The sequence below is a fragment of the Cloacibacterium caeni genome (assembly GCF_907163105.1).
GTDB lineage: Bacteria > Bacteroidota > Bacteroidia > Flavobacteriales > Weeksellaceae > Cloacibacterium > Cloacibacterium caeni_A.
The window spans coordinates 2,012,993-2,038,305 of record NZ_OU015321.1; the positions used below are offsets into that span (position 1 = coordinate 2,012,993).

The 25,313-nt window shown below is 32.6% G+C and carries 29 protein-coding genes; 12 read left to right on the forward strand and 17 right to left on the reverse strand.

What is annotated here, in order from left to right; all coding sequences use genetic code 11:
* Positions 1 to 3 precede the first annotated feature (3 nt).
* Positions 4 to 633, reverse strand: coding sequence for a 50S ribosomal protein L4 (rplD, locus tag KKQ76_RS09400; protein WP_069800882.1), 630 nt, complete (start codon positions 631 to 633; stop codon positions 4 to 6).
* Positions 624 to 1,250: a 50S ribosomal protein L3 gene (gene rplC, locus KKQ76_RS09405; RefSeq protein ID WP_104793859.1), complete on the reverse strand. Its 627-nt coding sequence runs from the start codon at positions 1,248 to 1,250 to the stop codon at positions 624 to 626. Before rplC ends, rplD begins: the two co-directional genes overlap by 10 nt.
* A gap of 392 nt (positions 1,251 to 1,642) precedes the next feature.
* On the opposite strand from rplC, the gene pta reads away from it, so the two are divergent.
* Together pta and KKQ76_RS09415 are read left to right on the forward strand one after the other, a co-directional pair.
* Complete coding sequence (gene pta, locus KKQ76_RS09410) at positions 1,643 to 3,730, forward strand: phosphate acetyltransferase (protein WP_213196893.1); 2,088 nt, start codon at positions 1,643 to 1,645, stop codon at positions 3,728 to 3,730.
* 149 nt (positions 3,731 to 3,879) lie between these two features.
* On the forward strand, positions 3,880 to 5,085 hold the full coding sequence (locus KKQ76_RS09415; RefSeq protein ID WP_213196894.1) for an acetate/propionate family kinase: 1,206 nt from the start codon (positions 3,880 to 3,882) through the stop codon (positions 5,083 to 5,085).
* Here the strand turns inward: KKQ76_RS09415 and KKQ76_RS12820 are convergent.
* The 8 genes from KKQ76_RS12820 to KKQ76_RS09455 form a co-directional block, all read right to left on the reverse strand.
* Complete coding sequence (locus KKQ76_RS12820; protein WP_394369367.1) at positions 5,079 to 5,342, reverse strand: DUF1294 domain-containing protein; 264 nt, start codon at positions 5,340 to 5,342, stop codon at positions 5,079 to 5,081. The two genes, KKQ76_RS09415 and KKQ76_RS12820, sit on opposite strands and share 7 nt — an antisense overlap.
* Positions 5,339 to 6,244, reverse strand: coding sequence for an alpha/beta hydrolase (locus tag KKQ76_RS09425; RefSeq protein ID WP_213196897.1), 906 nt, complete (start codon positions 6,242 to 6,244; stop codon positions 5,339 to 5,341). Before KKQ76_RS09425 ends, KKQ76_RS12820 begins: the two co-directional genes overlap by 4 nt.
* 167 nt (positions 6,245 to 6,411) lie before the next feature.
* Positions 6,412 to 6,717 (reverse strand): 30S ribosomal protein S10, encoded by a 306-nt coding sequence (gene rpsJ / locus KKQ76_RS09430; protein ID WP_069800872.1) that lies wholly within the window; start codon positions 6,715 to 6,717, stop codon positions 6,412 to 6,414.
* A gap of 18 nt (positions 6,718 to 6,735) precedes the next feature.
* Positions 6,736 to 8,853, reverse strand: a complete 2,118-nt coding sequence (fusA, locus tag KKQ76_RS09435) for an elongation factor G (RefSeq protein WP_213196898.1) — start codon at positions 8,851 to 8,853, stop codon at positions 6,736 to 6,738.
* Between the two features lie 7 nt (positions 8,854 to 8,860).
* On the reverse strand, positions 8,861 to 9,337 hold the full coding sequence (gene rpsG, locus KKQ76_RS09440) for a 30S ribosomal protein S7 (protein WP_213196900.1): 477 nt from the start codon (positions 9,335 to 9,337) through the stop codon (positions 8,861 to 8,863).
* Positions 9,338 to 9,360: 23 nt separating this feature from the next.
* Positions 9,361 to 9,771, reverse strand: coding sequence for a 30S ribosomal protein S12 (rpsL, locus tag KKQ76_RS09445; RefSeq protein WP_069800866.1), 411 nt, complete (start codon positions 9,769 to 9,771; stop codon positions 9,361 to 9,363).
* 156 nt (positions 9,772 to 9,927) lie between these two features.
* Positions 9,928 to 10,356 carry a bactofilin family protein gene (locus KKQ76_RS09450; RefSeq protein ID WP_213196901.1) on the reverse strand — a complete coding sequence of 143 codons (429 nt, stop codon included), beginning with the start codon at positions 10,354 to 10,356 and terminating at the stop codon, positions 9,928 to 9,930.
* Positions 10,357 to 10,362: 6 nt separating this feature from the next.
* Positions 10,363 to 11,181 carry a M23 family metallopeptidase gene (locus tag KKQ76_RS09455; protein ID WP_213196902.1) on the reverse strand — a complete coding sequence of 273 codons (819 nt, stop codon included), beginning with the start codon at positions 11,179 to 11,181 and terminating at the stop codon, positions 10,363 to 10,365.
* Positions 11,182 to 11,412: 231 nt separating this feature from the next.
* Here KKQ76_RS09455 and KKQ76_RS09460 point away from each other — a divergent pair, with 231 nt between their 5' ends.
* The 7 genes from KKQ76_RS09460 to KKQ76_RS09490 all read left to right on the forward strand — a co-directional run bounded on the left by KKQ76_RS09460 (position 11,413) and on the right by KKQ76_RS09490 (position 17,677).
* On the forward strand, positions 11,413 to 11,889 hold the full coding sequence (locus KKQ76_RS09460; RefSeq protein ID WP_213196903.1) for a Dps family protein: 477 nt from the start codon (positions 11,413 to 11,415) through the stop codon (positions 11,887 to 11,889).
* A gap of 117 nt (positions 11,890 to 12,006) precedes the next feature.
* Positions 12,007 to 13,632: a leucine-rich repeat domain-containing protein gene (locus KKQ76_RS09465; protein WP_213196904.1), complete on the forward strand. Its 1,626-nt coding sequence runs from the start codon at positions 12,007 to 12,009 to the stop codon at positions 13,630 to 13,632.
* A gap of 39 nt (positions 13,633 to 13,671) precedes the next feature.
* Positions 13,672 to 14,187, forward strand: a complete 516-nt coding sequence (locus KKQ76_RS09470) for a YciI family protein (protein WP_246501380.1) — start codon at positions 13,672 to 13,674, stop codon at positions 14,185 to 14,187.
* A gap of 4 nt (positions 14,188 to 14,191) precedes the next feature.
* Entirely contained in the window at positions 14,192 to 15,040 is an 849-nt protein-coding gene (locus tag KKQ76_RS09475) for a hypothetical protein (protein WP_213196905.1), read from the forward strand.
* Entirely contained in the window at positions 15,037 to 15,381 is a 345-nt protein-coding gene (locus KKQ76_RS09480; RefSeq protein WP_213196906.1) for an iron chaperone, read from the forward strand. Before KKQ76_RS09475 ends, KKQ76_RS09480 begins: the two co-directional genes overlap by 4 nt.
* Before the next feature lie 49 nt (positions 15,382 to 15,430).
* Entirely contained in the window at positions 15,431 to 16,816 is a 1,386-nt protein-coding gene (rmuC, locus tag KKQ76_RS09485) for a DNA recombination protein RmuC (protein WP_213196907.1), read from the forward strand.
* 90 nt (positions 16,817 to 16,906) lie between these two features.
* On the forward strand, positions 16,907 to 17,677 hold the full coding sequence (locus KKQ76_RS09490; RefSeq protein ID WP_213196908.1) for a TrmH family RNA methyltransferase: 771 nt from the start codon (positions 16,907 to 16,909) through the stop codon (positions 17,675 to 17,677).
* 50 nt (positions 17,678 to 17,727) lie between these two features.
* On the opposite strand, the gene KKQ76_RS09495 is transcribed toward KKQ76_RS09490, so the two are convergent.
* Together KKQ76_RS09495 and KKQ76_RS09500 are read right to left on the reverse strand one after the other, a co-directional pair.
* Entirely contained in the window at positions 17,728 to 17,991 is a 264-nt protein-coding gene (locus KKQ76_RS09495; RefSeq protein ID WP_213196910.1) for a hypothetical protein, read from the reverse strand.
* Between the two features lie 312 nt (positions 17,992 to 18,303).
* A complete protein-coding gene (locus tag KKQ76_RS09500; RefSeq protein WP_213196911.1) occupies positions 18,304 to 18,516 on the reverse strand; it encodes a hypothetical protein in 213 nt (70 codons plus the stop codon).
* A gap of 171 nt (positions 18,517 to 18,687) precedes the next feature.
* Here KKQ76_RS09500 and KKQ76_RS09505 point away from each other — a divergent pair, with 171 nt between their 5' ends.
* Both KKQ76_RS09505 and KKQ76_RS09510 read left to right on the forward strand, forming a co-directional pair.
* Entirely contained in the window at positions 18,688 to 19,857 is a 1,170-nt protein-coding gene (locus tag KKQ76_RS09505) for a hypothetical protein (protein WP_213196913.1), read from the forward strand.
* Positions 19,841 to 20,422, forward strand: coding sequence for a hypothetical protein (locus KKQ76_RS09510; RefSeq protein WP_213196914.1), 582 nt, complete (start codon positions 19,841 to 19,843; stop codon positions 20,420 to 20,422). The genes KKQ76_RS09505 and KKQ76_RS09510 overlap by 17 nt, the downstream gene beginning before the upstream one ends.
* Here the strand turns inward: KKQ76_RS09510 and KKQ76_RS09515 are convergent.
* Genes KKQ76_RS09515 through KKQ76_RS09525 form a run of 3 tightly spaced genes read right to left on the reverse strand, consistent with a single transcriptional unit; the run spans position 20,362 to position 22,481 of the window.
* Complete coding sequence (locus KKQ76_RS09515) at positions 20,362 to 20,943, reverse strand: 5-formyltetrahydrofolate cyclo-ligase (RefSeq protein ID WP_213196915.1); 582 nt, start codon at positions 20,941 to 20,943, stop codon at positions 20,362 to 20,364. The genes KKQ76_RS09510 and KKQ76_RS09515 overlap by 61 nt on opposite strands.
* A 1-nt stretch (position 20,944) precedes the next feature.
* Positions 20,945 to 21,175 carry a ferredoxin gene (locus KKQ76_RS09520; RefSeq protein ID WP_213196917.1) on the reverse strand — a complete coding sequence of 77 codons (231 nt, stop codon included), beginning with the start codon at positions 21,173 to 21,175 and terminating at the stop codon, positions 20,945 to 20,947.
* A 10-nt stretch (positions 21,176 to 21,185) separates the two neighbouring features.
* Positions 21,186 to 22,481: a peptidase U32 family protein gene (locus tag KKQ76_RS09525; RefSeq protein WP_213196918.1), complete on the reverse strand. Its 1,296-nt coding sequence runs from the start codon at positions 22,479 to 22,481 to the stop codon at positions 21,186 to 21,188.
* Positions 22,482 to 22,848: 367 nt separating this feature from the next.
* Here KKQ76_RS09525 and KKQ76_RS09530 point away from each other — a divergent pair, with 367 nt between their 5' ends.
* On the forward strand, positions 22,849 to 24,375 hold the full coding sequence (locus KKQ76_RS09530; protein WP_213196919.1) for a trypsin-like peptidase domain-containing protein: 1,527 nt from the start codon (positions 22,849 to 22,851) through the stop codon (positions 24,373 to 24,375).
* A gap of 57 nt (positions 24,376 to 24,432) precedes the next feature.
* Here KKQ76_RS09530 and KKQ76_RS09535 read toward each other — a convergent pair whose 3' ends face one another.
* Positions 24,433 to 24,876 (reverse strand): hypothetical protein, encoded by a 444-nt coding sequence (locus KKQ76_RS09535; protein WP_213196920.1) that lies wholly within the window; start codon positions 24,874 to 24,876, stop codon positions 24,433 to 24,435.
* Between the two features lie 3 nt (positions 24,877 to 24,879).
* Entirely contained in the window at positions 24,880 to 25,260 is a 381-nt protein-coding gene (locus tag KKQ76_RS09540) for a RidA family protein (RefSeq protein WP_069800827.1), read from the reverse strand.
* Positions 25,261 to 25,313: the final 53 nt, after the last annotated feature.

Here is a 25,313-nt window from a genome sequence, read left to right on the forward strand (position 1 = left end):
GACTTATTTTCTTAAATTTTCTTGAAATTTTTCTACAGCACCTTCGAAGAATACTACTTCACCAGCATTAACTAAGTCATAAGAAGAAATCTCATTATAAGTTAAAACTTTTACTTTCGGTAAGTTTCTTGAAGATAAATATACGTTCTTGTTTGTTTCAGCAAGCACGAATAATGCTTTTTTGCCTTCCAAACCTAATGCATTAAATACATTGATGAAATCTTTAGTTTTAGGAGCAGCAAATGTTACTTCTTCTAATACTTTAATAGAGTTTTCTCTCATTTTTTGAGAAAGAACAGATTTCTTAGCTAATCTTTTTAATGCTTTATTTAATTTGAATCTGTAATCTCTTGGCTTAGGACCGAATACTCTACCCCCACCTTTGAAAGTTGGAGATTTAATATCACCATATCTAGCCGAACCAGATCCTTTTTGTTTTTTAAGTTTTCTAGTAGAAGCAGTAATTTCGCTTCTTTCTTTAGACTTATGAGTTCCTTGTCTTTGAGCAGCAAGGTATTGTTTCACTTCTAAGTAAACCGCGTGCTGATTTGGCTCAATTCCGAAGATAGCTTCGTCTAGTTGAACTTTTCTTCCGGTTTCTTTTCCTGATGTATTTAATACTACTAGTTCCATTTCTTGATAATTACATAAGAATTTTTAGCTCCCGGAACAGCACCTTTTACTACTAAAAGATTTTGTTCTGTATCTACTTTTAACACTTGAAGGTTTTGAACAGTTACCTGTTTTCCTCCCATTCTACCAGCCATTCTAAGTCCTTTGAAAACTCTAGAAGGGTCAGAACCTGCACCGATTGAACCTGGAGCTCTTAATCTGTTGTGCTGACCGTGGGTAGCTTGCATTACACCACCAAAGTTATGTCTTTTAACAACCCCTTGGAAACCTTTACCTTTAGAAGTACCTGTTACGTCTACATATTCACCTTCGTTGAACATGTCTACGATTATTTGATCTCCTACTTTCACTTCGTGTTCGAATTCATTTCTGAATTCCACGATTTTCGCCTTTGGCGTAGAACCAGCCTTTTTGAAATGACCAGCTAACGCTTTAGATACGTTCTTCTCACTCTTGTCATCGAAACCTAGTTGCACCGCTTTGTAACCGTCAACTTCTTCGGTTCTGACCTGTAAAACCGCGCATGGACCAGCTTGAATAACTGTACAAGGGATATTCTTCCCTTCTTCGTTAAACAAAGATGTCATACCGATTTTTTTACCAATAATACCTGACATTATTAATATATTATACTTAAATTGTTTATTATAACTCCCTATTCTAGAGGAATTTAGTAATATCTACGTCTGAAATAGGCATACTTCTTCCCTAAAATGAGTGTGCAAATGTAAGAATATTTTTTGAACTGACAAACAGTAAGTTAAAATTATTTTCTATTTTAATCCATTCATGTTCAGTCACTCGTGAAATCATAAACTTATAATTATTCTATCATAAAGATTAATTAAAATATGATGTTTGTAATTAGGAAAAGGAAGTCCTTTTAATGCTTATTTTTTTGCTATAAATTTAAAATTGCTGTCAAATCGCATATTTTCGACACTTAATTTACTTTCATAACCGTTTTGAAAGCCGTATTTTTGCAAAATAAATTTAATCCTTTCTAAAAATGAATCATTCAGTATACGTAATCACCTCTTCTGCACAAAGCGGAAAATCTATTGTAAGTCTTGGATTAATGCAAATGCTGAAACGCACCACTCCTAATGTGGCGTTTTTTAAGCCTCTTATCGAAAATAAAAATGTAGTAGACAATCATATAGATACTATTTTATCTCACTTTAATGTTAACATGAATTATGAGGATGCTTACTCATATTCTAGAAGTGAGTTTACCGAACATCAAAATCAAGGAAAAATCAATGAGGTTTATGATACCATCATCGAGAAATATAAAAATTTAGAAAATGAATTTGATTTTGTATTGGTAGAAGGAAGTGATTTTACAGAAGAAGGTTCTGTTTTCGAAATAGATTTTAATGGTTCTATTGCCAAGAATTTAGGAATCCCCGTTTTATTAGTAGTAAAAGACAGTTTCGAAACCGTTCCTGAATTGGTAAACAATGTGATTGCAGAAGTCAATTCATTTTTAGAAAAAGACGTTAATATAATAGGAGTAATTGTTAATCGTTGCGAAAAAGAACAAAGCGAAGTACAAAAACTCATCAATAAAGAAATTAAAAAAGGAATTTTCGTAGCCGTTATTCCAAACAATCCAGAATTAGGAAAACCATCTATCCGCGAAATCATCAATCATATTAAGGGTCATGTTTTATTCGGGAAAGAAAAACTAGACAACATTGCAAAAACCACGGTTATTGGAGCGATGCAATTAGCGAATTTCTTGCCTAGAATTACACCAGACAGCCTTTGTATTATGCCAGGAGATAGAAGCGACCTGATTGTAGGAACTTCTTTGGCAAATATTTCACCGAAATACCCTAATATTTCTGGTATTGTTTTAACAGGTGGTTTCACGCCAGAAAGATCTATTATCAAATTAATGCTCGACAATCAAAAACCTATTCCGATTATCACCACTAGTCTCGGAACCTTTGAAGCAGCATCTGTAATTTCTAGAATTAAACCGAAAATTTACGCAGAAAATAAATCAAAAATAAAATTAAGTATTGACTTGTTTGAAAGTTCTGTAGACGTAGAAGAACTCAATGCCAAAATAAACTCTGTGAAAACAGAAAGTCTCACCCCGAGAATGTTCCAATACAATCTCTTGAGTAATGCTAAAAAAATTCAAAAGCACATTGTTTTACCAGAGGGCAATGACGATAGAATTCTAACCGCTGCATCTCAAATTGCAGAAGACAAAGTGGCAAAAATTACCATTTTAGGCGACCCAGAAAAAGTAAAATCTAGAGTAGCGCAACTCGGATTAAACTGGGACGAAACTAGAATTTCTATCGTAGACCCTCACAACAGTGAATTCTATGAAGATTACGCCAACGCTTTATATGAATTAAGAAAATCAAAAGGTCTAGAATTGACATCAGCACAAGATTTAATGCTAGATGCTTCTTACTTTGGCACCATGATGGTACACAAAGGTCATGCAGACGGAATGGTTTCTGGTGCTGTAAATACTACAGCTCACACCATAAAACCAGCTTTACAATTCGTAAAAACAAAACCAGGTTTCAAAACCGTTTCTTCAGTATTTTTCATGCTGTTAGATGACAGAGTTTTGGTTTACGGAGATTGTGCCATTGTACCCAATCCGAATCCTGAACAATTAGCAGAAATTGCGATTTCTTCTGCCGATTCTGCCAAAACATTTGGTATAGAAACGCCTAAAGTAGCAATGCTTTCTTATTCTTCTGGAACATCTGGAAGCGGCGAAGAAGTAGAAAAAGTGAGAAAAGCTACAGAAATTGTAAAATCACTTCGTCCTGACATTTTAGTAGAAGGACCGATTCAATATGATGCTGCAGTAGATCCAATAGTTGGTAAAAGCAAATTGCCAAACTCACCAGTTGCAGGACAAGCCAATGTTCTTATTTTCCCAGACTTGAATACTGGAAACAATACTTATAAAGCGGTTCAAAGAGAAACTGGTGCATTAGCAGTTGGCCCAATGTTACAAGGTTTAAACAAACCAATTAACGATTTAAGTCGTGGTGCTACCATTGAAGATATTTACAACACCGTAATTATTACAGCGATACAATCTACTAACAATTAAACCTCATATTTAGACAGCTCGTCTTTGCAGCCCGACTTGAGTGGAGCTCTTTTTATTTTTTGAATGTAAAAAGCTTTGGCAAAAAATAAAAAAGCGGGAACGGAAGGCGGAAAAGCTGCCCAAATTAAAAAATTTTAAAAAATCATTACATGAACATATTAGTTATTAATGCAGGAAGCTCATCTCTGAAATACCAAATCATCAATATTCTTTCTCAACAAGTTTTGGCTAAAGGTTTAGCAGAACGTATCGGAATTGAAGGGGGTAGAATAAAGCATCAATATGCAAAAGATGAAGGCTTCGGCGAATATATTTTAGAAGAAAATCTACCAGAACATGCTACAGCTTTCGAGGCGATTACGGGTTTATTAACTCATCCAGATTTTGGCGTTATCGAAAACCCAGAAAGCATCAAAGCAATTGGTCACAGAGTAGTTCACGGTGGCGAAAAATTCACAAAAACGCAAATCATTACTCCTGAGGTGAAAGAAGCGATAAAAACTTTGATTCCATTAGCTCCACTTCATAATCCGGCAAACTTAATTGGGATAGAAGCTTCTGAAAAATTCTTTCCAAATGCAGTTCAGGTAGCAGTTTTTGATACAGCGTTTTTCGCTACACTTCCAGAACACGCTTACCGATATGCTATTCCTAAAAAATTCTATACAGATAATAGCATTAGAGTGTATGGTTTCCATGGAACAAGCCACAAATTTGTATACAATGAAGCCAAAAAAATTCTGAAAAATGACCATTTAAAAGCCATTACCATTCACTTAGGAAACGGCGCAAGTATGGCTGCAGTAAATGAAAACGGAGAAAGTATAGATACGACTTTAGGTTTCGGCCCACTTTGTGGATTGGCGATGGGAACCAGAAGTGGCGATATAGATCCTTCTGTGATTTTTTACATGGTAGAAGAATTAGGCTTTTCTTTACAAGAGGTGAAAAACATATTGAATAAAGAAAGTGGAATGCTAGGTTTAGGCGGAAGCAGTGATGCAAGAGACATCAACGAAAAATGTGAACAAGGCGACGCTGATGCAAAACTGACTTTAGAATTATATACTTACAGAATTAAAAAATACATTGGTTCTTATTTTGCTTCACTCAATGGAATTGATACCATTATTTTCACGGCTGGTTTAGGAGAAAATGATGCTGTGGTAAGAAGTTGGTCTTGTAAAAATTTAGAAGCTCTTGGTATAAAGCTAGACGAAGAAGCGAATGTGAAATTTAATCACACCAAAGTTCCTGTAGAAATTCAAGCTCCAGAAAGCAAGGTGAAAATTCTGATTATTCCTACCAACGAAGAATTAGAAATTGCACAGCAAACGTATGAATTGATTCAGTAATTAGACTTTAAATAATAGAAAATGATAAGAATTTGGACTAAGAATATTAGTCCAAATTTTATTTTAAAGGAAGTTTTAGAAATTTTATGTCGGAAAATAAGCATTCCCAAAAGTGAGCCTACACTTCCGCCAAGAAATGAGAGCAATAAAAGGACAAACTCCGAAATTCTATATCCACCACGAGTTGCGTTTCTTTTGTCAAAACCAAATAACAAAAAACTAAAAGTAGAAATAATAAGTATATAATTCAATATCATTTCAACATAAAGGCTAATGGAATAGAAAGTCTTTTTGTCCAAGATTTTTCGCTGTGGTCTTCACCTTCAAATTTTAAAGTTTGCCAGTTTTTCTTCCCATACTTTTTAGCTTTCATAATCTCATCTACTTTTATTTGATAAGGCTCATACATTTTATCAAGCGTTTCTGTACCGAAATCAAAATAGATTTTATGCGTTTTAGGATTGGGTAAATTGGCTTTCAAATAATTTCGAAAAGCAAGAGGAATAGGATTATTTTCTGACGCAAAAATTCCTGGCCAATGTGTAGAAATACAAATTGCACCGCCAAAAACTTCAGGATATTCACAAATAGCATACATAGAAATCAATCCGCCCATAGAACTTCCCATCATAAAAGTGTGTGGAGCATCTGTATAAGTGCTATAATTTTTATCTACAAAAGATTTGAGTTCTTTTACTAAAAATTTCAAATATTCATCTGAATAGATTTTACCACCAAAAAGTGATTGGTCTTTATTTCTGAAAAGATTGTATAGAGAATCTTGCTTTTTTTGAGACAAACTTTCAAAAGGTTTCTGCGGAAAATATTCGCTATGACGGTTTTTGTCAGCATTGTCTATGGCAACTACAATCGTAGGTTTTATTTTCTTTTCACGAATGAGTCTTCCTAAATTTTCGTCTAGTTTCCATTCTTGCTTGTTCCAAGTGATGTTTTCGTCCCAAAGCATTTGTCCGTCATTGGCATAGAGAACTTGGTGTTTTACCTTTGGATTATAATTTTCGGGAAGCCAAATTCTCACGGTTCTTTCTCCGATGATTTCGGATTTAAAATTTTTGTATTCTATGATTTTTCCAGAAGAAACTTTTGGCGTTTGTCCGAAAGTAAAAAGGGAAAAGAGAAGTAATACTAGGTTTTTCATTCGTTAAAATTTTGAATAAAATTACGAATTAAAACAAAACTCCCAAACTAAATAGTTTGGGAGTTTTTATCATAGCACGCTTCGACTTCGCTCAGCGCACGGAAACAAATTTTGATATTTTTAAGAGAAAACTTCTGTCTTCAGACTTCCATCTTCTAACTTAATTATCACACTTTGATTTCTACGTCTACACCTGAAGGTAACTCTAATTTCATTAGAGCATCTACAGTTTTAGAAGAAGAAGAGTAGATATCCATCAATCTCTTGTGAGCAGAAAGTTGGAACTGTTCTCTTGCTTTCTTGTTTACGTGTGGTGATCTAAGAACTGTAAAGATTCTTTTGTGAGTTGGCAATGGAATAGGTCCGTTTACCACAGCACCAGTAGCTTTTACAGTTTTCACGATTTTCTCAGCAGACTTATCTACTAAATTGTAATCGTAAGACTTAAGTTTTATTCTGATTCTTTGTGACATTTTCTAATTTTTTAAAGATTAACCTCTTGCTTTAGCAATTACTTCTTCTGCAATATTTGTTGGAGCTGGTTCGTATCTCTCGAACTCCATAGAAGAAGTAGCTCTACCAGAAGATAAAGTTCTAAGCGAAGTAACATAACCAAACATTTCAGATAGTGGAACGAAAGCTTTGATAACCTTAGCGTTATTTCTATCATCCATACCGTTTACAGTACCTCTTCTTCTGTTAAGGTCTCCTACGATATCTCCCATATATTCTTCAGGTGTAACTACCTCAAGTTTCATAATAGGCTCCATAATTACAGCTTTAGCAGCTTTACCAGAAGCTTTGAAACCCATTTTAGCAGCTAATTCGAAAGATAATTGGTCAGAGTCTACTGCGTGGAAAGATCCATCTTTAAGGGTTACTTTCATAGATTCTACTTCAAAACCAGCTAATGGACCGTTTTTCATAGATTCTTTGAAACCTTTTTCAACTGAAGGGATAAATTCTCTAGGAATGTTACCACCTTTAATTTCGTTGATGAATTCTAAACCAGTTTTACCTTCGTCTGCAGGACCAATTTCGAATACGATATCTGCGAACTTACCTCTACCACCTGATTGTTTTTTGTAAACTTCTCTATGGTTAGCAACTTGTGTAAGTGCTTCTTTGTATTCTACTTGCGGTTGACCTTGGTTAACCTCTACTTTAAATTCTCTTCTCATACGGTCAACGATGATATCAAGGTGAAGTTCTCCCATCCCTGAAATAATCGTTTGACCTGAAGCTTCATCAGTTTTCACAGTAAATGTAGGATCTTCTTCTGCTAATTTAGCAAGAGCGTTACCCATTTTATCTTGGTCTGCTTTAGTTTTAGGTTCTACAGCGATACCAATTACTGGATCTGGGAAAATCATAGATTCAAGAACGATTGGCGCTTTTTCATCAGAAAGAGTATCTCCCGTTTTGATATCTTTGAAACCTACAGCTGCACCAATATCACCAGCTTCAATATATTCTACTGGGTTTTGCTTGTTAGCGTGCATTTGGTAGATTCTAGAAATTCTTTCTTTGTTTCCAGATCTTGTATTAAGAACGTAAGAACCTGCATCTAATCTACCTGAATAAGCTCTAAAGAATGCTAATCTACCTACGAATGGGTCAGTAGCAATTTTGAAAGCTAATGCAGCGAAAGGCTCTTTTACGTCTGGTTTTCTAATGATTTCAGCATCAGTTTTAGGGTCAGTTCCTTTGATATCATCCTTATCTAATGGAGAAGGAAGATATTTACAAACTGCATCTAACATGAACTGAACTCCTTTATTTTTGAATGAAGAACCACAAGTCATAGGAATGATAGATAAATCAATAGTTGCAGCTCTAAGTGCAGCATTGATTTCTTCTTCAGTAATAGAATCTGGATCTTCAAAGAATTTCTCCATTAGAGTTTCATCGTAATCAGCTACTGCTTCTACTAATTTTTCTCTATATTCCATTACCTCATCTTTCATATCTTCAGGAATTGGAACTACATCAAAAGTTGCTCCTTGTCCTGCTTCATCCCAGATGATAGCTCTGTTCTTAATTAAGTCTACTACACCTTTGAAATCTTCTTCAGCACCGATTGGCAAAACGATTGGAACCGCATTAGAACCTAACATTTCTTTAACTTGTTTTACAACGTTTAAGAAATCAGCTCCTTGTCTGTCCATTTTGTTTACGAATCCCATTCTCGCAACTTTGTAGTTATCAGCCAATCTCCAGTTGGTTTCTGACTGAGGCTCTACTCCGTCTACTGCTGAGAATAAGAACACAAGACCATCTAATACTCTAAGAGATCTGTTTACTTCTACTGTGAAGTCTACGTGTCCTGGGGTATCAATGATATTGAAGTGGTAAGGTTTAGTTTCAGGAAGTGTTTTCCCTTGATCTGTTGGGAAATTCCAGCTACATGTAGTAGCAGCAGAAGTAATGGTAATACCTCTTTCTGCTTCTTGTTCCATCCAGTCCATTGTAGCAGCACCTTCGTGTACTTCTCCAATTTTGTGAGTTTTACCTGTATAGAAAAGAATACGCTCTGTAGTGGTAGTTTTACCGGCATCAATGTGCGCAGCAATCCCAATATTTCTTGTGTATTTAAGATCTCTACTCATTTCTTAATTAAAATTTAAAGTGAGAGAAAGCTTTGTTAGCTTCTGCCATTTTGTGAGTATCAGTTTTCTTCTTGAAAGCAGCACCTTCTTCTCTAGAAGCAGCGATAACTTCTGCAGCTAATTTCTGAGCCATAGACTTATCATTTCTAGCAGTAGCATACTTAATTAACCATTTCATTGCCATAGAAATTTTTCTATCAGCTCTGATTGGCATAGGAATTTGGAAGTTTGCACCACCAATTCTTCTTGATCTTACTTCTACGTGAGGCATTACGTTAGTTAATGCATCTTTCCAGATTTCAAGAGAAGATTTTTCGTTATCTCCTTTTTTAGCTTCTACGATATCTAATGCATCATAGAAAATTTTGAATGCGATTGACTTTTTACCGTCAAACATCAAGTTATTTACAAATCTTGTTACCAATTGATCATTAAACTTTGGATCTGGTAACAACGGTCTCTTTTTTGCTTTTGTTTTTCTCATTGTTCTTGTTCCTTATTTAATGATTACTTTTTCTTACCTTTTGCAGGAGCAGCAGCCTGTCCTGGTTTTGGTCTCTTGGCACCGTACTTAGAACGTCTTTGCGTTCTTCCGTTTACTCCGGCAGTGTCTAAAGCACCACGAACAATGTGATATCTAACTCCCGGTAAATCTTTTACTCTTCCGCCACGTACTAATACTATCGAGTGCTCTTGGAGGTTGTGTCCTTCTCCCGGGATGTAGGCGTTAACTTCTTTTCCGTTTGAAAGTCTTACTCTCGCAACTTTTCTAAGTGCTGAGTTAGGTTTCTTAGGAGTAGTTGTATATACTCTCGTACATACGCCTCTTCTTTGTGGACATGAATCCAAAGCAGCCGATTTGCTCTTCTTAGCAAGTGTGGCTCTTCCTTTTCTAACTAATTGTTGAATAGTAGGCATTTGATTGCTTTATATTATTTTTTATTTTAGGGTGCAAAATTATGAATTATTTTTAAACTGACAAGCATTGATTATGAATTATTTGTAATATTTTTCAAAAAAAATAACTCGGAAGAATTTCCCGAGCTACTTAATAATTATATATGTGTATCAAGATTAATCTATTAATACATTGCTTTTTGTTTCTTTTGCTTTTTGTCTCTCGTTGAGTTCTCTTTGTTCTGCATTCATCATAAGGCTTCCATTATACTTACCTCCCATTTCTATTTCTATGGCTTGTACAGAAATATCCCCATGAATGGTTCCTGTTTTTTTGATTTGAACTTCCGCTGCGGTAACGTTTCCCATTAATTTCCCGAAAACAATAATATTCTTACTGCTTAAATCTCCTTTAATTTCTGCCTTTTCTCCTACAATAATTAATTTCTGCGCGGTAACATTCCCCATTACTTTACCATCTATTCTAATACTGGTATTAGAAATTAAGTCTCCATTAATATTTACATCTTCTCCTACAATAGAAGTAACGGCTTCTTGTAAAAGTTTATGAGTAGTATTGTTTTCTTTTTTAGTAAGGTTAAACATATAGCGTTATTTAAAATTAAGATATTGTTCTGGATTAATTCTTTGTCCTTTGAAATGTACTTCGTAGTGAAGATGCGGACCTGTACTTCTACCTGTATTTCCTAACTCTCCTATTACATCTCCCACATTTACTTCGTCTCCTACTTTCACATTTATTTTAGAAAGATGTCCGTATAAAGTTTGCAACTGATATCCATGTTCTATCATTACACAATTTCCATAACCTCCGTTTACACCAGCTTTAATAATTCTTCCTTTCGCAGTAGATTTTATAGCCTCACCCGTTTTTCCTCTAAAATCAATTCCCGAATGCGTTTCTGCTCCGAATCCTGAAAACGGATTTTCTCTCGTGCCAAAATGAGACGTAATTTCGCCATCATGAGGTTTTCCCATAGGAACATTTACAATTGCTTTTTCTAAATCTTCTATATATTTGGCATAAAAAGCACTCACTTCATTCACATCTTCTATTTCGAAACCTTCTTCTCCTCCTACATTTTTCATTTTAAAAGTCTGCAAACCTCGTTGCATCATAAATTGATTTACACGATGCATGCTTTCGTCAATAGATTTAAAAGACTCTTTGAGTTTCTGAATATCGATTTGTTTTTTAATAGAATTAGCACGATTGAGTTCCTCTTGATAATGGTCACTGGTTTTTTGGTAAATAAAAATGCCTACAATCACCAAAAGTAAGGTCAAGACACCTCCAATTGTAAAAATAAACTTTTTCCAGTACAATAATATAAATGTAGGAACCACTAAAATTTTGTTGCCATCACCCTCTGTATTTACGAAATGTACAGATGTTTTATGATTTAACATAATTTAAATTTTAAGCAGTTGAAATTAGTAATTTTTAGGAATCTAAATATATTTTTAACAATTTTTAATACCTAATATTTATCATGCCCATTGATTTCCTCTATTAATTAATAGCCATTCATAACAGTTTATACGTTAATAATTATTATATATTTGTTTATATAATTAGGTTTTAAATAACAAATTATATTTTATATTAAAAAACGAAGTAAATTTGCAAAAATCAAAGTGATGAAAAATTCAAATATTATTGGCCTTAAAGAAACCGATTGTAAAAAAATTGCAGAAAAACTAAATGTTTTACTGGCAAACTACTCTATATTTTATCAAAACACCAGAGGTGCTCATTGGAACATAAAAGGAAATGACTTTTTTACATTACACCTTAAATTTGAAGAATTGTATGACGGATTAATCCTTAAAATAGACGAAATCGCAGAAAGAATTCTTACTTTAGGTTATCACCCTCATCATAATTTTTCTGACTATCAGAAACTTTCAACCATACAAGAAAGCAAAGAAGTTTCTGATGGTAATAAATGCATTCTAAATATTTTAGAATCTTTTAAAACAATTATTGATATCCAAAGAGATCTTTTAGAAATCACAGATAAAGCAAGAGACGAAGGAACCAATGCACAAATGAGCGGCTACATTACAGAACAAGAAAAATTAGTATGGATGTATAATGCTTACTTAAGTAAATAATTCCATATCAAATCGTTATAAAGAAGTGTTACTCAAAACGTAACACTTCTTTTTTTGATAAAAATGCTTATTTTTTAATTTATATTTTATATTTGCACAGATTTTTAAACACAAATTTTGAAGAAATTTTTACTTTTATTAGTATTCCTTATTTTTAATATTCATAGTGCTCAATACAGCGTTTCTACATCCGAGAGAAATGCCCTTATTTCTATTTACAATCAAACCAATGGAGATAACTGGAGTCAAAAATGGGACCTTACCAAAGATCCTTACTATTGGTACGGCGTAAAAATAGAAAACGGAGCAGTTACAGAATTAAGATTGAACGGAAACCTTCTTGAAGGCAACTTTCCAAATAGTGTTTTAAGTCTTACCAATCTAAAAAAATTAGATGTAAGTTCTAATAAACTCACTGGAAACATCCCTAATTTAGGTTCGTTGATTAATCTTACTTATCTTAATATTAGCAATAATAATTTAAGCGGAGATTTTTACAGTAACATTTCATCACTATACAATTTAGAAGAAATTCTACTAGGAAATAACTCTGGAACTCTTGCTTCTACCAATTTCTCATCGTTTACCAATCTTAAAAGTTTAGACTTTTCTGGATTTGGTTTAACAGAAATCCCTAGCACATTAGGAGGTCTTAGTTTTCTTAAAAATTTGAATGTAAGCAATAATTCCATTACACAATTCAGCAATCTTTCTGCATTGGGGAATTTAGAAGAACTGAATATTTCTAAAAATCAATTGACAGAAATTCCTTCGGAAATAACTGCTCTTGCTTTTTTAAAAACATTAGACGCAAGTAGAAATAATCTTACTCAGTTTTCGGCAATTAATAATTTAACCACTTTAGAATGGCTATCTCTAGAAAATAACAATCTGCAAAATCTTCCTACAGAAATTGCCTCTTTACAAAATTTAATTCACTTAAATCTTGCTAATAATAAGCTTTCTAGCAATTTTGGAGCATTAAGTTCTTTAACAAAACTAGAGCAACTTTGGCTAAATCATAATGAGATTACCGCTTTTCCTACAGAAGTTTTAGCACTTCCTCAGTTAATGAGTTTATCCTTGCAGAGCAATAAACTCAGTGGAAACCTTCCAGCTAATCTTCCAGAAATTTGCAACATTTCTAACAACAGATTTAGCGCAACAGAAATTCAGAATTTTCTCAATCAAAAACCAAATAACACAGATTTTGTGTATTCTCCTCAAAGATATGACGAAGAAAAAACCGAAAAAGCAATTTTAGCGGGCGCCGTTAGTTTGAACCAATTACTTTCTTCTTCAGACGGTTATGATTTTACTTGGTATAAAAATTTAGACAACAAAACTTCTACGACTACAGAAAATTACAATATAAATTCTGTGAAAGCTACGGATTTCGGGAAATACACTTGTGAAGCAATCTTGATTAAAGAAAATACGCTGTATGTTTTAGATTTTGCCACTTTCCGAGAACCGATTACCTTAGAAAAAACCGAAACTTTGGCGACCAACAATCCCAATGAAAAAATTCTTGCCATTTATCCAAATCCTGTAAAAGATTTCCTTCACATCAAAAATCAAAATTATAAGATTGAAAATATTTCGATTTATGACTTATCTGGAAAAATCATTTACTCAGGAAAATCTACGGTAATCAACCTACAAAACTTCCCAACTTCCACCTATATTTTATACATCAAAACCGAGGAAGGTTATCAACATTTTAAAATTATCAAAAAGTAAGTTCAAAAATTTTTACATTTGTTGAAAACCTTGTCACAAATGAAAAATTTTCTTTATCTAATCATCACTTCAGTTTTAGTGAGTTCTTGTATCATTTACCAAAAAGGTCAAGATGGAAAACCAGGAACCGCAGGTAAAAATGCAGATGAAATGGTAACTGCTCAGGAAAAAAACAAAAAATTAGCAGATTCTCTCGGCTCAGATGAACGTGGCATGAAAACTTATATGCTCGTTATTCTGAAAACCGGCCCAAAAGATGCTGAAATTACAGATAAAACACAGCGCTCCGAACTTTTCAAAGGACATTTTTCTAACATGGAAGCCATGGAAAAAGCAGGAAAACTGAAATTAGCGGGGCCTTTTGCTACGAAAAACAACCTTCAATATCGTGGAATTTTCTTAATCGATGCTAAAACCGAAGAAGAGGTAAAAACTTTGCTTCAAGGAGATCCAACTATTAAAAACGGAATTTTCGATGTAGAAATTCTTCCTTGGTACGGTTCTGCAGCAATACCAATGCATCTGAAATATCACAAAATGATTTCTAAAGAGTAATAAGATGAAGATTTACTTTTTTTTAGCTTTTTTTCTGATAGCATCTTGTTCCAAATCCAAAAAACATTATTATGATTGGCAAGAAAAATATATTATCCACGAAAAATATAAAATTACAAAAACGGAGAGATTTTATGAATATAAAAACTCAAGATATACTTTAATTAATAAAGACTCAACTGAATTTTATTACGACATTAACAATAACTTGATTAGTAAAAACAACACTTTATTTTATAGATATAACAATCGTAAAATTACACTAGAAGAATTTTGTACAAGAACTTGTGAAAACCCATTCAAAATAACTTACAATTATAACAATGAAAATCTTTTAATTGAAAAATATCATCAAAATTTGGAGTTCTTACTTGAAAAAAATAGATATGACGAGAAAAAAAATCTCATTGAAAAAAAACTTGGAAAAGATTCTTTAGGAAAGTCCTTTCAGTATTTTTATGATTCTAAAAACAGATTGACTTCAAGAAAAGAAAAAGAATTCAATAATAATATAAACAAATGGCTACATTATACGGAGACCTATTTTTACAATCAAAAGAACATGATAAGCAAAATAATCAGAAAAAGTAATGACGAATACTTAACAACAACTACTGATTATTTTTATAATGCAAAAAACCAATTAATATCAAAAATCTATAAAACCAGTACTTCAATTAAAGGCTACCAATTAAACCCAAAAGACAAAACAGTTCACAGCGCCTACTACGGTAGAATAGATTACAAATACAATTCTAAAAATCAATTGGAAGAAATGATAATTTATCAACCAGATTACAAAACACCAATCTTTAAGACAATTTATTCTCAAAAAAATATAATTTGTAGATGAAAACTCCCAAAACCTACGAAGAATATTGCTTAGATTTCCCTGAAGAAACTCAAATAATTTTAGAAAATCTAAAAAATTTCATTCAAAATCTTCTTCCAGAAAGTGAACTCTGTATCAATTACGGAATTCCAACTTTTAAAATGAAAGGTAAAAACGTGATTCATTTTGGTGGTTTCAAAAATCATATCGGTTTGTATCCTGGATCTGAGGCCATAGAAATCTTCGCCGAAAAATTAAAGAAATACAAAACGTCCAAAGGTACAGTTCAGTTTCCTTTGCAAGAAGAATTGCCTTTTGACTTGATTCAAGAAATTGTAGAATTTAGAAAAGAGAAATTTTAGTTTTCCACAAGATAATCATTATAACTTTTTCTTTTTGTAATTTTGAAAAATGGAAATCATATACATTATTCTCGCATTTATTTTCGGTGCTGTTTTGGCATATTTTATTTTGAAATCTTCTTCGGTTTCTAGAAAAAGTTATGAAGAATTGCAACAAAATTTCACTCAAAAAGAAGCCGATTTTAACAAAATTATCGCGGAAATTTCTGCTCAAAATAAAGCTCAAATTCAGAAAATTGCAGAGCAACAAGAACTTAATGAAAGACAAAACTCCGAAATTAAAGACCTTCAAAACGATAAAAATCAATTAATCGGTTTGAAATCTCAATTGGCCGCTCAGAATGAAAGTCTTCAGCAACTTTTGGATTCCCAAAAAGAAGAAATCGTCAAAATTCAGGAAGAAGCAAAACTGCAATTTGAGAATTTAGCGAATAAAATTTTGGAAGAGAAAACCCTAAAATTCACGGAACAAAATCAACAAAACTTGAAGAATATTCTGAATCCTCTTCAAGAAAAAATTACAGATTTCGAGAAAAAGGTAGAAAATACGCACAAAGAAAGTATAGATTATCACGCAGCTCTTCGTCAACAAATTCTTGGACTTAAAGAAATGAATTTGCAAATGAGCAAAGAAACGCTAAATCTTACTAAAGCATTGAAAGGCGATAGCAAAATTCAAGGAAACTGGGGAGAACTAGTTTTAGAAAGAGTTTTAGAAAAATCTGGCTTAGAAAAAGGTAGAGAATATGAAATTCAGAAAAGTTTTGTAACAGAAGAAGGAAATAGAGTTCAACCAGATGTAGTGATTAATCTTCCTGATGGTAAAAAAATGATTGTAGATTCTAAAGTTTCACTCACAGCTTACGAAAAATACATTAATGAAGATGAAGAAGAACAAAAATCTGCATTTTTGAAAGAACACGTAAATTCTCTAAAAAGACATGTAGAACAACTTGGAAGTAAAAATTATCAGCATCTCTATCAAATGGAAAGTCCTGATTTTGTTTTACTTTTCATCCCAATAGAACCTGCATTTGCAATTGCTCTAAACGAAGACACTCAACTATACAATAAAGCTTTTGAAAGGAATATTGTCATTGTAACGCCTTCTACTTTATTGGCAACACTTCGCACCATCGATTCTATGTGGACGAATCAAAAACAACAAGAAAACGCCTATGAAATCGCAAGACAAGCTGGAGCTTTGTATGATAAATTCGATGGTTTTGTTACTGATTTAGTTAAAATCGGCAAAAAAATGGACGAAGCAAAAACCGAATACGAAGGAGCCATGAATAAATTAGTAGACGGAAAAGGGAATCTGATAACAAGCGTTCAGAAATTGAAAATAATGGGTGCAAAAGCTAAAAAATCTTTACCTGATGCTATTCTTAATAGAGCAAATTCTAGTTTAGAAAATTTAGACGAGGAATAGAATAATGAAAATCTTATCATTTTCACCTACGCTAACTTAAAGACTTTTACCAATTTTAAAAAATATTTGCGCACTTTGCGTTTCAAAAATATGATTATCGAAAGCTTACAAAACGAAAAAATAAAAAATCTCAACAGATTAATTACAGACAATAGGTTTCGTAAGAAATCTGGAGTTTTTGTGGTAGAAGGGAAACAAGAAAACGAACGCGCATTGCAATTCGGGTTCGAAAATGTAGAATTTTTTATTTGCGAATCTATTTTTGGCATCAATCATCCCGAAGGTAAAATACATTTTGTTTCCAGTCAAGTTTATGAAAAACTAGCCTATAGAGGAACTTCTGAAGGAATTATTGGCATTTACAAAACCAAAGAATTTGATTTAAAAAATTATCAGCCAAAAGAAAACGCTTCCATTATTGTAGTAGAATCTGTAGAAAAACCAGGAAATCTAGGCGCAATTTTGAGAAGTTGTGAAGCTTTTGGAATAGATGCATTAATTGTCACCGATTCTAGAGTAGATTTTTACAACCCAAACGTTTTACGAAGCAGCGTAGGTTGCTTTTTTGGAATGAACGTATTCTCTGCAACCAATGAAGAAACTTTATCGTTTTTACAAGAGAACAATTTCAAAATCTACACCACGTTTATGGATGAAACCGCCGAAGATTTATACAAGAAAAACTTCAATGAAAAATCTGCATTATTTTTCGGAACGGAACATTCTGGATTAAGTGATTTTTGGCTTCATAAAGGTGAAAACATTCTTATCCCGATGTCTGGAACTATAGATTCGCTTAATCTAAGCAATGCAGTTGCCATTTCCTGCTACGAAATACTGAGACAAAAACTCACCAAATAAAAAACCGCCTCGTTTTCACGAGGCGGTTCTGTTTGTAATTAATTTCTTAATTATTTTTTCACAGCTTCTTCTACTTTAGCTGCTCCTTCTTTCACTTTTGCAGCAGCATCCTTTACAGCGTCTTTTGCATCAGCAGAAGCATCTTTAGCAGCGTCTTCTACTTTAGCAGCAGCAGAGTCTACAGTTACCGCAGCTGAATCTACCATTGCAGTTGCAGCTGAATCTACAGTTTCAGTGGTTTCAATTGTTTCTTTTTTGTTACAAGCAACTAATGCTAAAGCTGCTACAGCTGCTACGAATAATGATTTTTTCATAATAATAAATTTAATTTAAGGGTTTAAAAATTTGTTTGTTTCATTTTGTTGATACAAATGTATAACCACTCCGAAAATATAATTTGAAAATTCATTGTAAATATCTTTGTAAAGAGATTTTACAAAAAAATAAGATTGATAATCAGAAAATTAAATATTTTAAATCAAAATTAAATTCAATTTCTACAACTTATAAATACAAAAAAATCATCTAAAAAAAATTAGATGACTAACTATTTAATTTTACATTTGCAAGTATAAAAAAAACGCTCCTCTGAGAGGAACGTTTTAGTTTTTTTCTGTTGAGAAAAATTATTTTGCAGCTTCTTCAACTTTAGCAGCAGCTGAATCAACAACAGCAGCAGCAGAGTCAACAACAGCAGCAGCTGAGTCAACAGTAGCAGCAGCTGAGTCAACAACAGCAGCAGCAGAGTCTACAGTTTCAGTAGCTTCAGTAGTTTCAGATTTTTTACAAGCAACAACAGCTAATGCAGCGATAGCTGCTACGAATAATGATTTTTTCATAATAAATTAATTTAATTAAATTGTTTAAAATTGTTTTTGTTCACTTTTAACGGAGCAAAGATAGGGTCATAGAAAAAATTTGTTTTAGAAAATTAATTGTAATATATTTGTAAAATAGTTTTACAAAAAACTAACACTGATAATCAAATACTTAAATAATTTTATAAGATTTTGGCAGATTTAGATTTATTGCATTTCGAGCAATTAAAAGCAGAGGTTCAAGCAGAATATCTTAAAAATCACCATCCTTCCTACGATGAAATTTCGAAGTGGAAAGGTATTGATATTATTTATTTTCAAGAAGATTTACGAAAAAAAGCAAAGGGAAACATTAGCGAAAAGTCTTTCTATACTTACTTTAAGACCTCTCCATCTAGCAAATTACCAAGAATAGACATGCTCAATTTATTGGCCACCTATGCAGGATATCAATCTTGGTATGATTTTAAGAAAAATCATCTTTTTGCTAATGAAATTATTTCCGAACATGAAAAACCATCAGAAATTCTCATTGCAGATGAAGAAAATATAGAAACTTATACTGAAAAACAAGCAGAAACAGTTATTTCAACACCTGAAAAAGTTATTCCATTTATTGAAAAAACTACCACAGCAGAAATACAACCAAGTCTTGAGGAAATAAAAACAACGGTTGCAACATCTTCTTCACCACAAAGGATTTTCAAAAATCCTTTGATAAGCCTTATAAAACAATATTTTTGGCTCATTTCTTCTGTAGTATTGATGACCATGGTCTTGATTTTAGTTTTTTGGCAAAGAATTTTTGCAACAGATTATAAATTTACTTTTATAGACGCTGATAGAAATACAAAAATCAAAGACATCATAGAAATAAGAGTTTTAAAAGAAAATGAAACTCCAATTAGATATATTATCAATTCTGGCAAAGATATTGAAGATGATGATGTAGGGGTTTTCAGATTTCCTACTCAGAGCAAGACATTGGCTATGGAAGTTAATTCACCTTTTTACAGAAAGGATACTATTTATAGAAATCTAGATCCTGCAAGAACTAATGAAACTATAGAGTTAGAACCGGATGTTTACGCACAAGCATTGTACTACTATTCTACCAATGACATTAGTAAGAAAAGAGAAGAACTAGATAAAATCATTAGCAATAACGCTTTAATTTATCAAGTTTTTGATAATGAAACGTATGGCGTAGAAACCTTAGACAAACAAAAATATATAGGACTCGTCACGACACCTACCACTTCTTTGAAAAATTTTAAAATGATAGAGACTAAAGTGAGTCCAGAAACTAAAAAAATAATCCTTATTAAATTTAAAATACAACCTGATGAAATCACTAAATAAAAATGTAATCTTTACTTTATTTATAGCATTAATGACAATTATTGCTTGTAAAAAAGAGCAGCCAAAAAGTGATATAGATGTATTAAGAAACGGTAATAATGAAGATGTATATTCTACCACAAAACTAGACAGTGCGCAAGCTATAGCAAGTATAACTCAACAAAAATTGCAAGAATTATACGATATTTCTGCATTATATTCTTCTGGAAATAAAAATACTGCAATTGACTCACTAAATTATGAGCAAATTCAAGGATATTTTGTAAAAAAAGATTCGGCGAATGTAATGGGGTTATTAAAAGAACTGGATAGCCTAAAAGTAAAATTGATTAAAGTAAAAAACCTCAGCATCAATACTGAAATCAACGGAAAAGATACGTTAGATTATGCCAATTATACAGTAGAATATAAAGATAGAGACCAAAGAATGATTGGCGAATTCAATAAAAAATCTCAATATAAACTCTTGAAATCACCTGTGAATTTCAAAAAAGAATTCAAATTTTATTTTGTAGAAATAGATGTACAACAAAAAGACAGCACTTCTGTAGGCGTAACCAAATAATCTAATTTTACATCTTGTAAAGAAACATCATCAATAGAATCAGTCGGCGAGAAATAATTCACGCCGATTTTTTTTGCAGCAAGATTAATTCCTGCAAAAAATTGGTCGTAAAAGCCTTTTCCATAGCCAATTCTATTTCCAGATGCATCACAATATAATAATGGTGTAATTACATAATCAAAAGAATCAGATTCATTTTCATTAGATTCTGGCTCCAGAATTCCCCATGAATTTTGCAAAAAAACAGTATCTGGTTTAATCTTAATAGAAATAATCTTATTCCCAACCATTTTTGGAACAAAAACCTGAATATTTTTTTTAAAAAAATAATTAATGAAGATTTTAGTATTGATTTCGTTCAATTTTTCAATTGGAAAAAAAATATGAACTTTCTGATTTTCAAGTACATTAAATTGTAAAACGAAATTTTCAAATATTTTTTGAGATAAAGACAAGACCTCATCTTTCGATAAGGTCTTTCTCAAATCCATATATTTTTTACGTAAATCTTTTTTAAGCATTTTAGATTTCCTTTACAGATATAATTTTCACTGGACAAGCTTTTGCTGCTTTTTCACATGGTTCATAAGCCTCGGGAATCGGTGTTTTAAGCGTAAAGAAACCTTTCTTATCAGCAGATTTCAATAAAACAGATTTTCCGTCTTTCTTAGACATTCTAAAAAATTCTGGTGCAAATTCGGCGCAATAATTACAACCAATGCATTTATCTCTTTGTAATGTAATAATTACCATTATAACTTAATTAGTGTGAGTAAGCTCCTTCATCTACATTATTCTGTTGTGTACCAGGCTCTTCTACTTTTACAATTTTGTATAATTTATCAGAAGGACGAACTCTAAATTCTGTTTTAAAGGTAACCACATCAGATTTCGAAGCTTTAGTAGCCCCTTCTTTACCATCTACCATCATATGTTCAATTACAATTTCTTGAGAACCAGTAGTAGGACCTTGAATCAGAACTCTATCTCCTATATTTAAATCATAGGCTTCAATTAAAAATTCTGCAATATTTGATTTTGGATAGAAATGTCTTCCTTTACCAATGTAAATTTTCTTTTGCGTAGCACTACTTCCAGAATTTGGTGACCATTCTCCTAATTCTTGGCCAAGATAATAACCAGTCCAGAAACCCCTGTTGTAAACCGTTTCCAACTGCTTCATCCAACCTTCTACTTTCTCTGCAGAAAAAGTTCCATCTGCAATACTATCAATAGCTTCTCTATAACATTTAGTCACAGTTGCTACATATTCTGGCGCTCTTCCTCTTCCTTCAATTTTCAGAACCTTTACACCTGCATCTACAATTTGGTCTAAAAATCCTATCGTACAAAGATCTTTAGGAGACATCATGTATTCATTATCTAGTTCTATTTCAAAGCCAGATTCTTGGTCAATAACCGTATATTTTTTTCTACAATTTTGTTTACAAGCTCCTCTGTTTGCTGAAGAATTATGAGAATGAAGGCTCAAATAACATTTCCCCGAAACTGCCATGCAAAGTGCTCCATGACCGAAAATTTCTATTTCTACTAAATTTCCAGAAGGTCCTTTGATTTGCTCTTTTTCAATTTGAGAACAGATTTTTTTGATTTGAGTAATAGAAAGTTCTCTACTCATCACCATCGTATCTGCAAAAAGTGCATAAAACTTAACCGTTTCTATATTGGTGATATTAATCTGAGTAGAAATATGTACTTCCATGCCTATTTGCCTTGCATAAGCAATTACCGCCTGATCCATTGCAATGACCGCAGTAAGGTCTGCTTCTTTTGCTTTGTCAAGTAAAGTTTTGATGATGGATAAATCGTGGTCGTAAATAATGGTATTAAGAGTAAGATAAGTTCTCACCCCTTTTTCTTTACATCTTCTAGAAATTTCTGGTAAATCTAAAATTGTAAAGTTCATAGAAGCTCTAGCTCTCATGTTGAGCTGCTCTACACCGAAATATATTGAATCTGCACCATTATCTAGTGCTGCTTGTAAAGAAGTAAAATCTCCTGCTGGAGCCATTAATTCTATTCTTCCGCTTTTTGTCATTCTAAAATGTAAAATTTTTTACAAAGATATGTTTTTTAGAATTATTCTAAAAAGCTTATAATAGATAGATTCGATTTATACTAATATCTTATTTTTTTCTTACTTAAAGTATAAAATAAGATAATGAAAAATAGAATTATAAAAAATAAAGTAGTCCACATGATTACTAAAATTAATGATTTTGTTAATATTCAAATTTACTTCAACCTATCTTTGGATTCAATACGTAAATTGTATGATATTCAATAACAATTCTAAAATTTTCTTAAACTCGTTAAACTTTGTTAAAAGTGTAACACTAATAATTTAGTGAACACTAATTTTGCATTAAATTTGTTATACATAAACTATAAAAGAAGAATTAACAATGAAGAACAGTTTAAAACAATTATTACCTTTTGCTGTTGTAGGTATATTATCTGGTGCCACAACTTTTGGTGCAATAGAGTATTTCAAAACGAATGAAAATAACAGCGATTTTTCTTATTTCCATACTGCAAATGATAATGTAAAATTCGCAGGAATAAATTCCGCAAACGTGGGCGATGACTTTGTAAAAGCTGCAAAAACTACAGTTCCTGCAGTGGTCACCATTAAAAATTATCAATCCAGAAGTTCAAGTTCAAACAGAATGTCAGAACAAGACTTATTTGAACAATTTTTCGGAAATCCTTTTGGAAATCAAAGACAAAACCAAAAACAACAGCAGCCTCCTAAAGATGTCCCTTCTGGATTAGGAAGTGGTGTGATTATTTCACCAGACGGTTACATTATTTCTAATAACCACGTAGTTGCTGGTGCAAATAAATTAGAAGTTATTCTAAGCAACAAAAAAAGTTACGTAGCCAATCTTATTGGAACAGACCCAAGTACAGACATCGCTCTTCTAAAAATTGAAGAAAAAGGTTTGCCTTATCTTAATTTTGCCAATTCAGATTTAGTAGAAGTAGGACAATGGGTTTTAGCAGTAGGAAATCCACTGGGTTTAAATTCTACCGTTACCGCAGGAATTGTTTCAGCTAAAGGAAGAAGCATAGATTTATTAAGCCAACAGTCTAGAACTCCTATTGAAAGTTTCATTCAAACTGATGCAGCGATTAATCCAGGAAATTCTGGTGGTGCTTTGGTCAATGTAAACGGAGACTTAATCGGCATCAACTCTGCCATTTCTTCTAATACAGGCTACTATCAAGGTTATGGCTTTGCAGTTCCATCTAACCTGGCAAAAAAAATAGTAGAGGACATTAAAAAATTTGGTTTGGTACAAAGAGGATTCTTAGGAGTTGTAAGTTTAGACCTCTCTGATGATAGACAAGTTGCCGCTTATAATCAAAGTCAAAAAGCCAACATCAAAGCAAGTAGCGGAATTATGATTACTGAAATCACCGAAAATAGCGGTGCTGAAGATGCTGGATTAAGAAAAGGAGATATTATCAAAAAAATAGATAATTCTACCATAGAAACTTTCGCGGATTTATCGGCAGCAATTGGTAGCAAAAGACCTGGAGATAAAGTTATGGTAACTTATATTAGAAATGGTAAATCTTATACTGAAACCGTAACGCTTAAAGACCAAAAAGGAGGAACTTCATTCCGAAGCAAGGCTGATTTATCTGTTACTGAAAAAATAGGAGGTGAATTCGAGGTTTTAAGCGACCGTTTTAAAACTGATTATGGTTTAAATAGCGGTGTAATTGCAAGAAATATAGTAGAAGGTGGGGAGTTAGAAAGAATAGGCGTTTATGACAATTACATCATTATAGAAGTCAACGGAAAACCTGTAAATTCACAAAAAGATGTAGAAAAAATCTTAGATGGATATAAAGGAACCGTACAAATAAAATACGTAGACGAATACGGTAGAATGTACACCAGAGGTTTTAAAATGCCTTAATCATAGTTTTATAAATTCCAAAGAAAAAGCCTTTCAAAAATTTTTGAAAGGCTTTTTTTATTTAGATTTAGGAAATTCTTTCCTTTTATTTCGTTCGTAAATTACTTCTACTATTTTTCCTCCTAACCATGCAAAAGGAAAATATACAATGAAGATTAAAATTTTATAAAATGTAGGATGATATGGGAAAACAATAATGTCTAACATGGCTATAAATAGCAAAATGAAGCCTATAAGAATCGCATAAGCTACTTTAGCATATTTTACAATGATTGCCGTAGTAACACCACCAATTGTTGCTCCAAAACCTGAAGAAAGAAGTAAAGTCCAAAAGAAACCCGGCTTATTTTCTACACTTTTTAATAGAGCCCACCAATGTTCAAACGGAAAAAAACCTTCATAATTCACCCATGATGAATTAATTTTTACACCCAGCGAAATAACGACTCCTGCCATCGCCAAGCCACATAAAACGCCCAATGTATTTCTTAAAAAATTCATGTCTTAGAACTGATGTGCAATCATAGAAATTTCTACACTCACATTTTTTGGCAAACAAGAAACCTCTACTGTTTCTCTTGCCGGATAATTTCCTCCTTCGAAATAAGATGCATAGATTTCGTTCATCACCGCGAAATCATCCATACTTTTTAAGAAAATAGTAGATTTTACTACATTCCCGAATCCCATTCCTGCTTCTTCTAAAATGGCTTTTAGATTTTTCATCACTTGGTGTGTTTCTATTTCTATTCCATCCAATAAATTCCCAGTAGACGGATCAATAGGAATTTGACCAGAAATATAGAGAACGCCATTAACAAGGTTAGCTTGTGAATACGGACCAATTGCAGCGGGTGCATTGTTAGTAGAAACTATCTTCTTCATATTTTTGTAAAATTATCTTGCAAAGATAAAATTTCTGAACAAATAAAAAATAG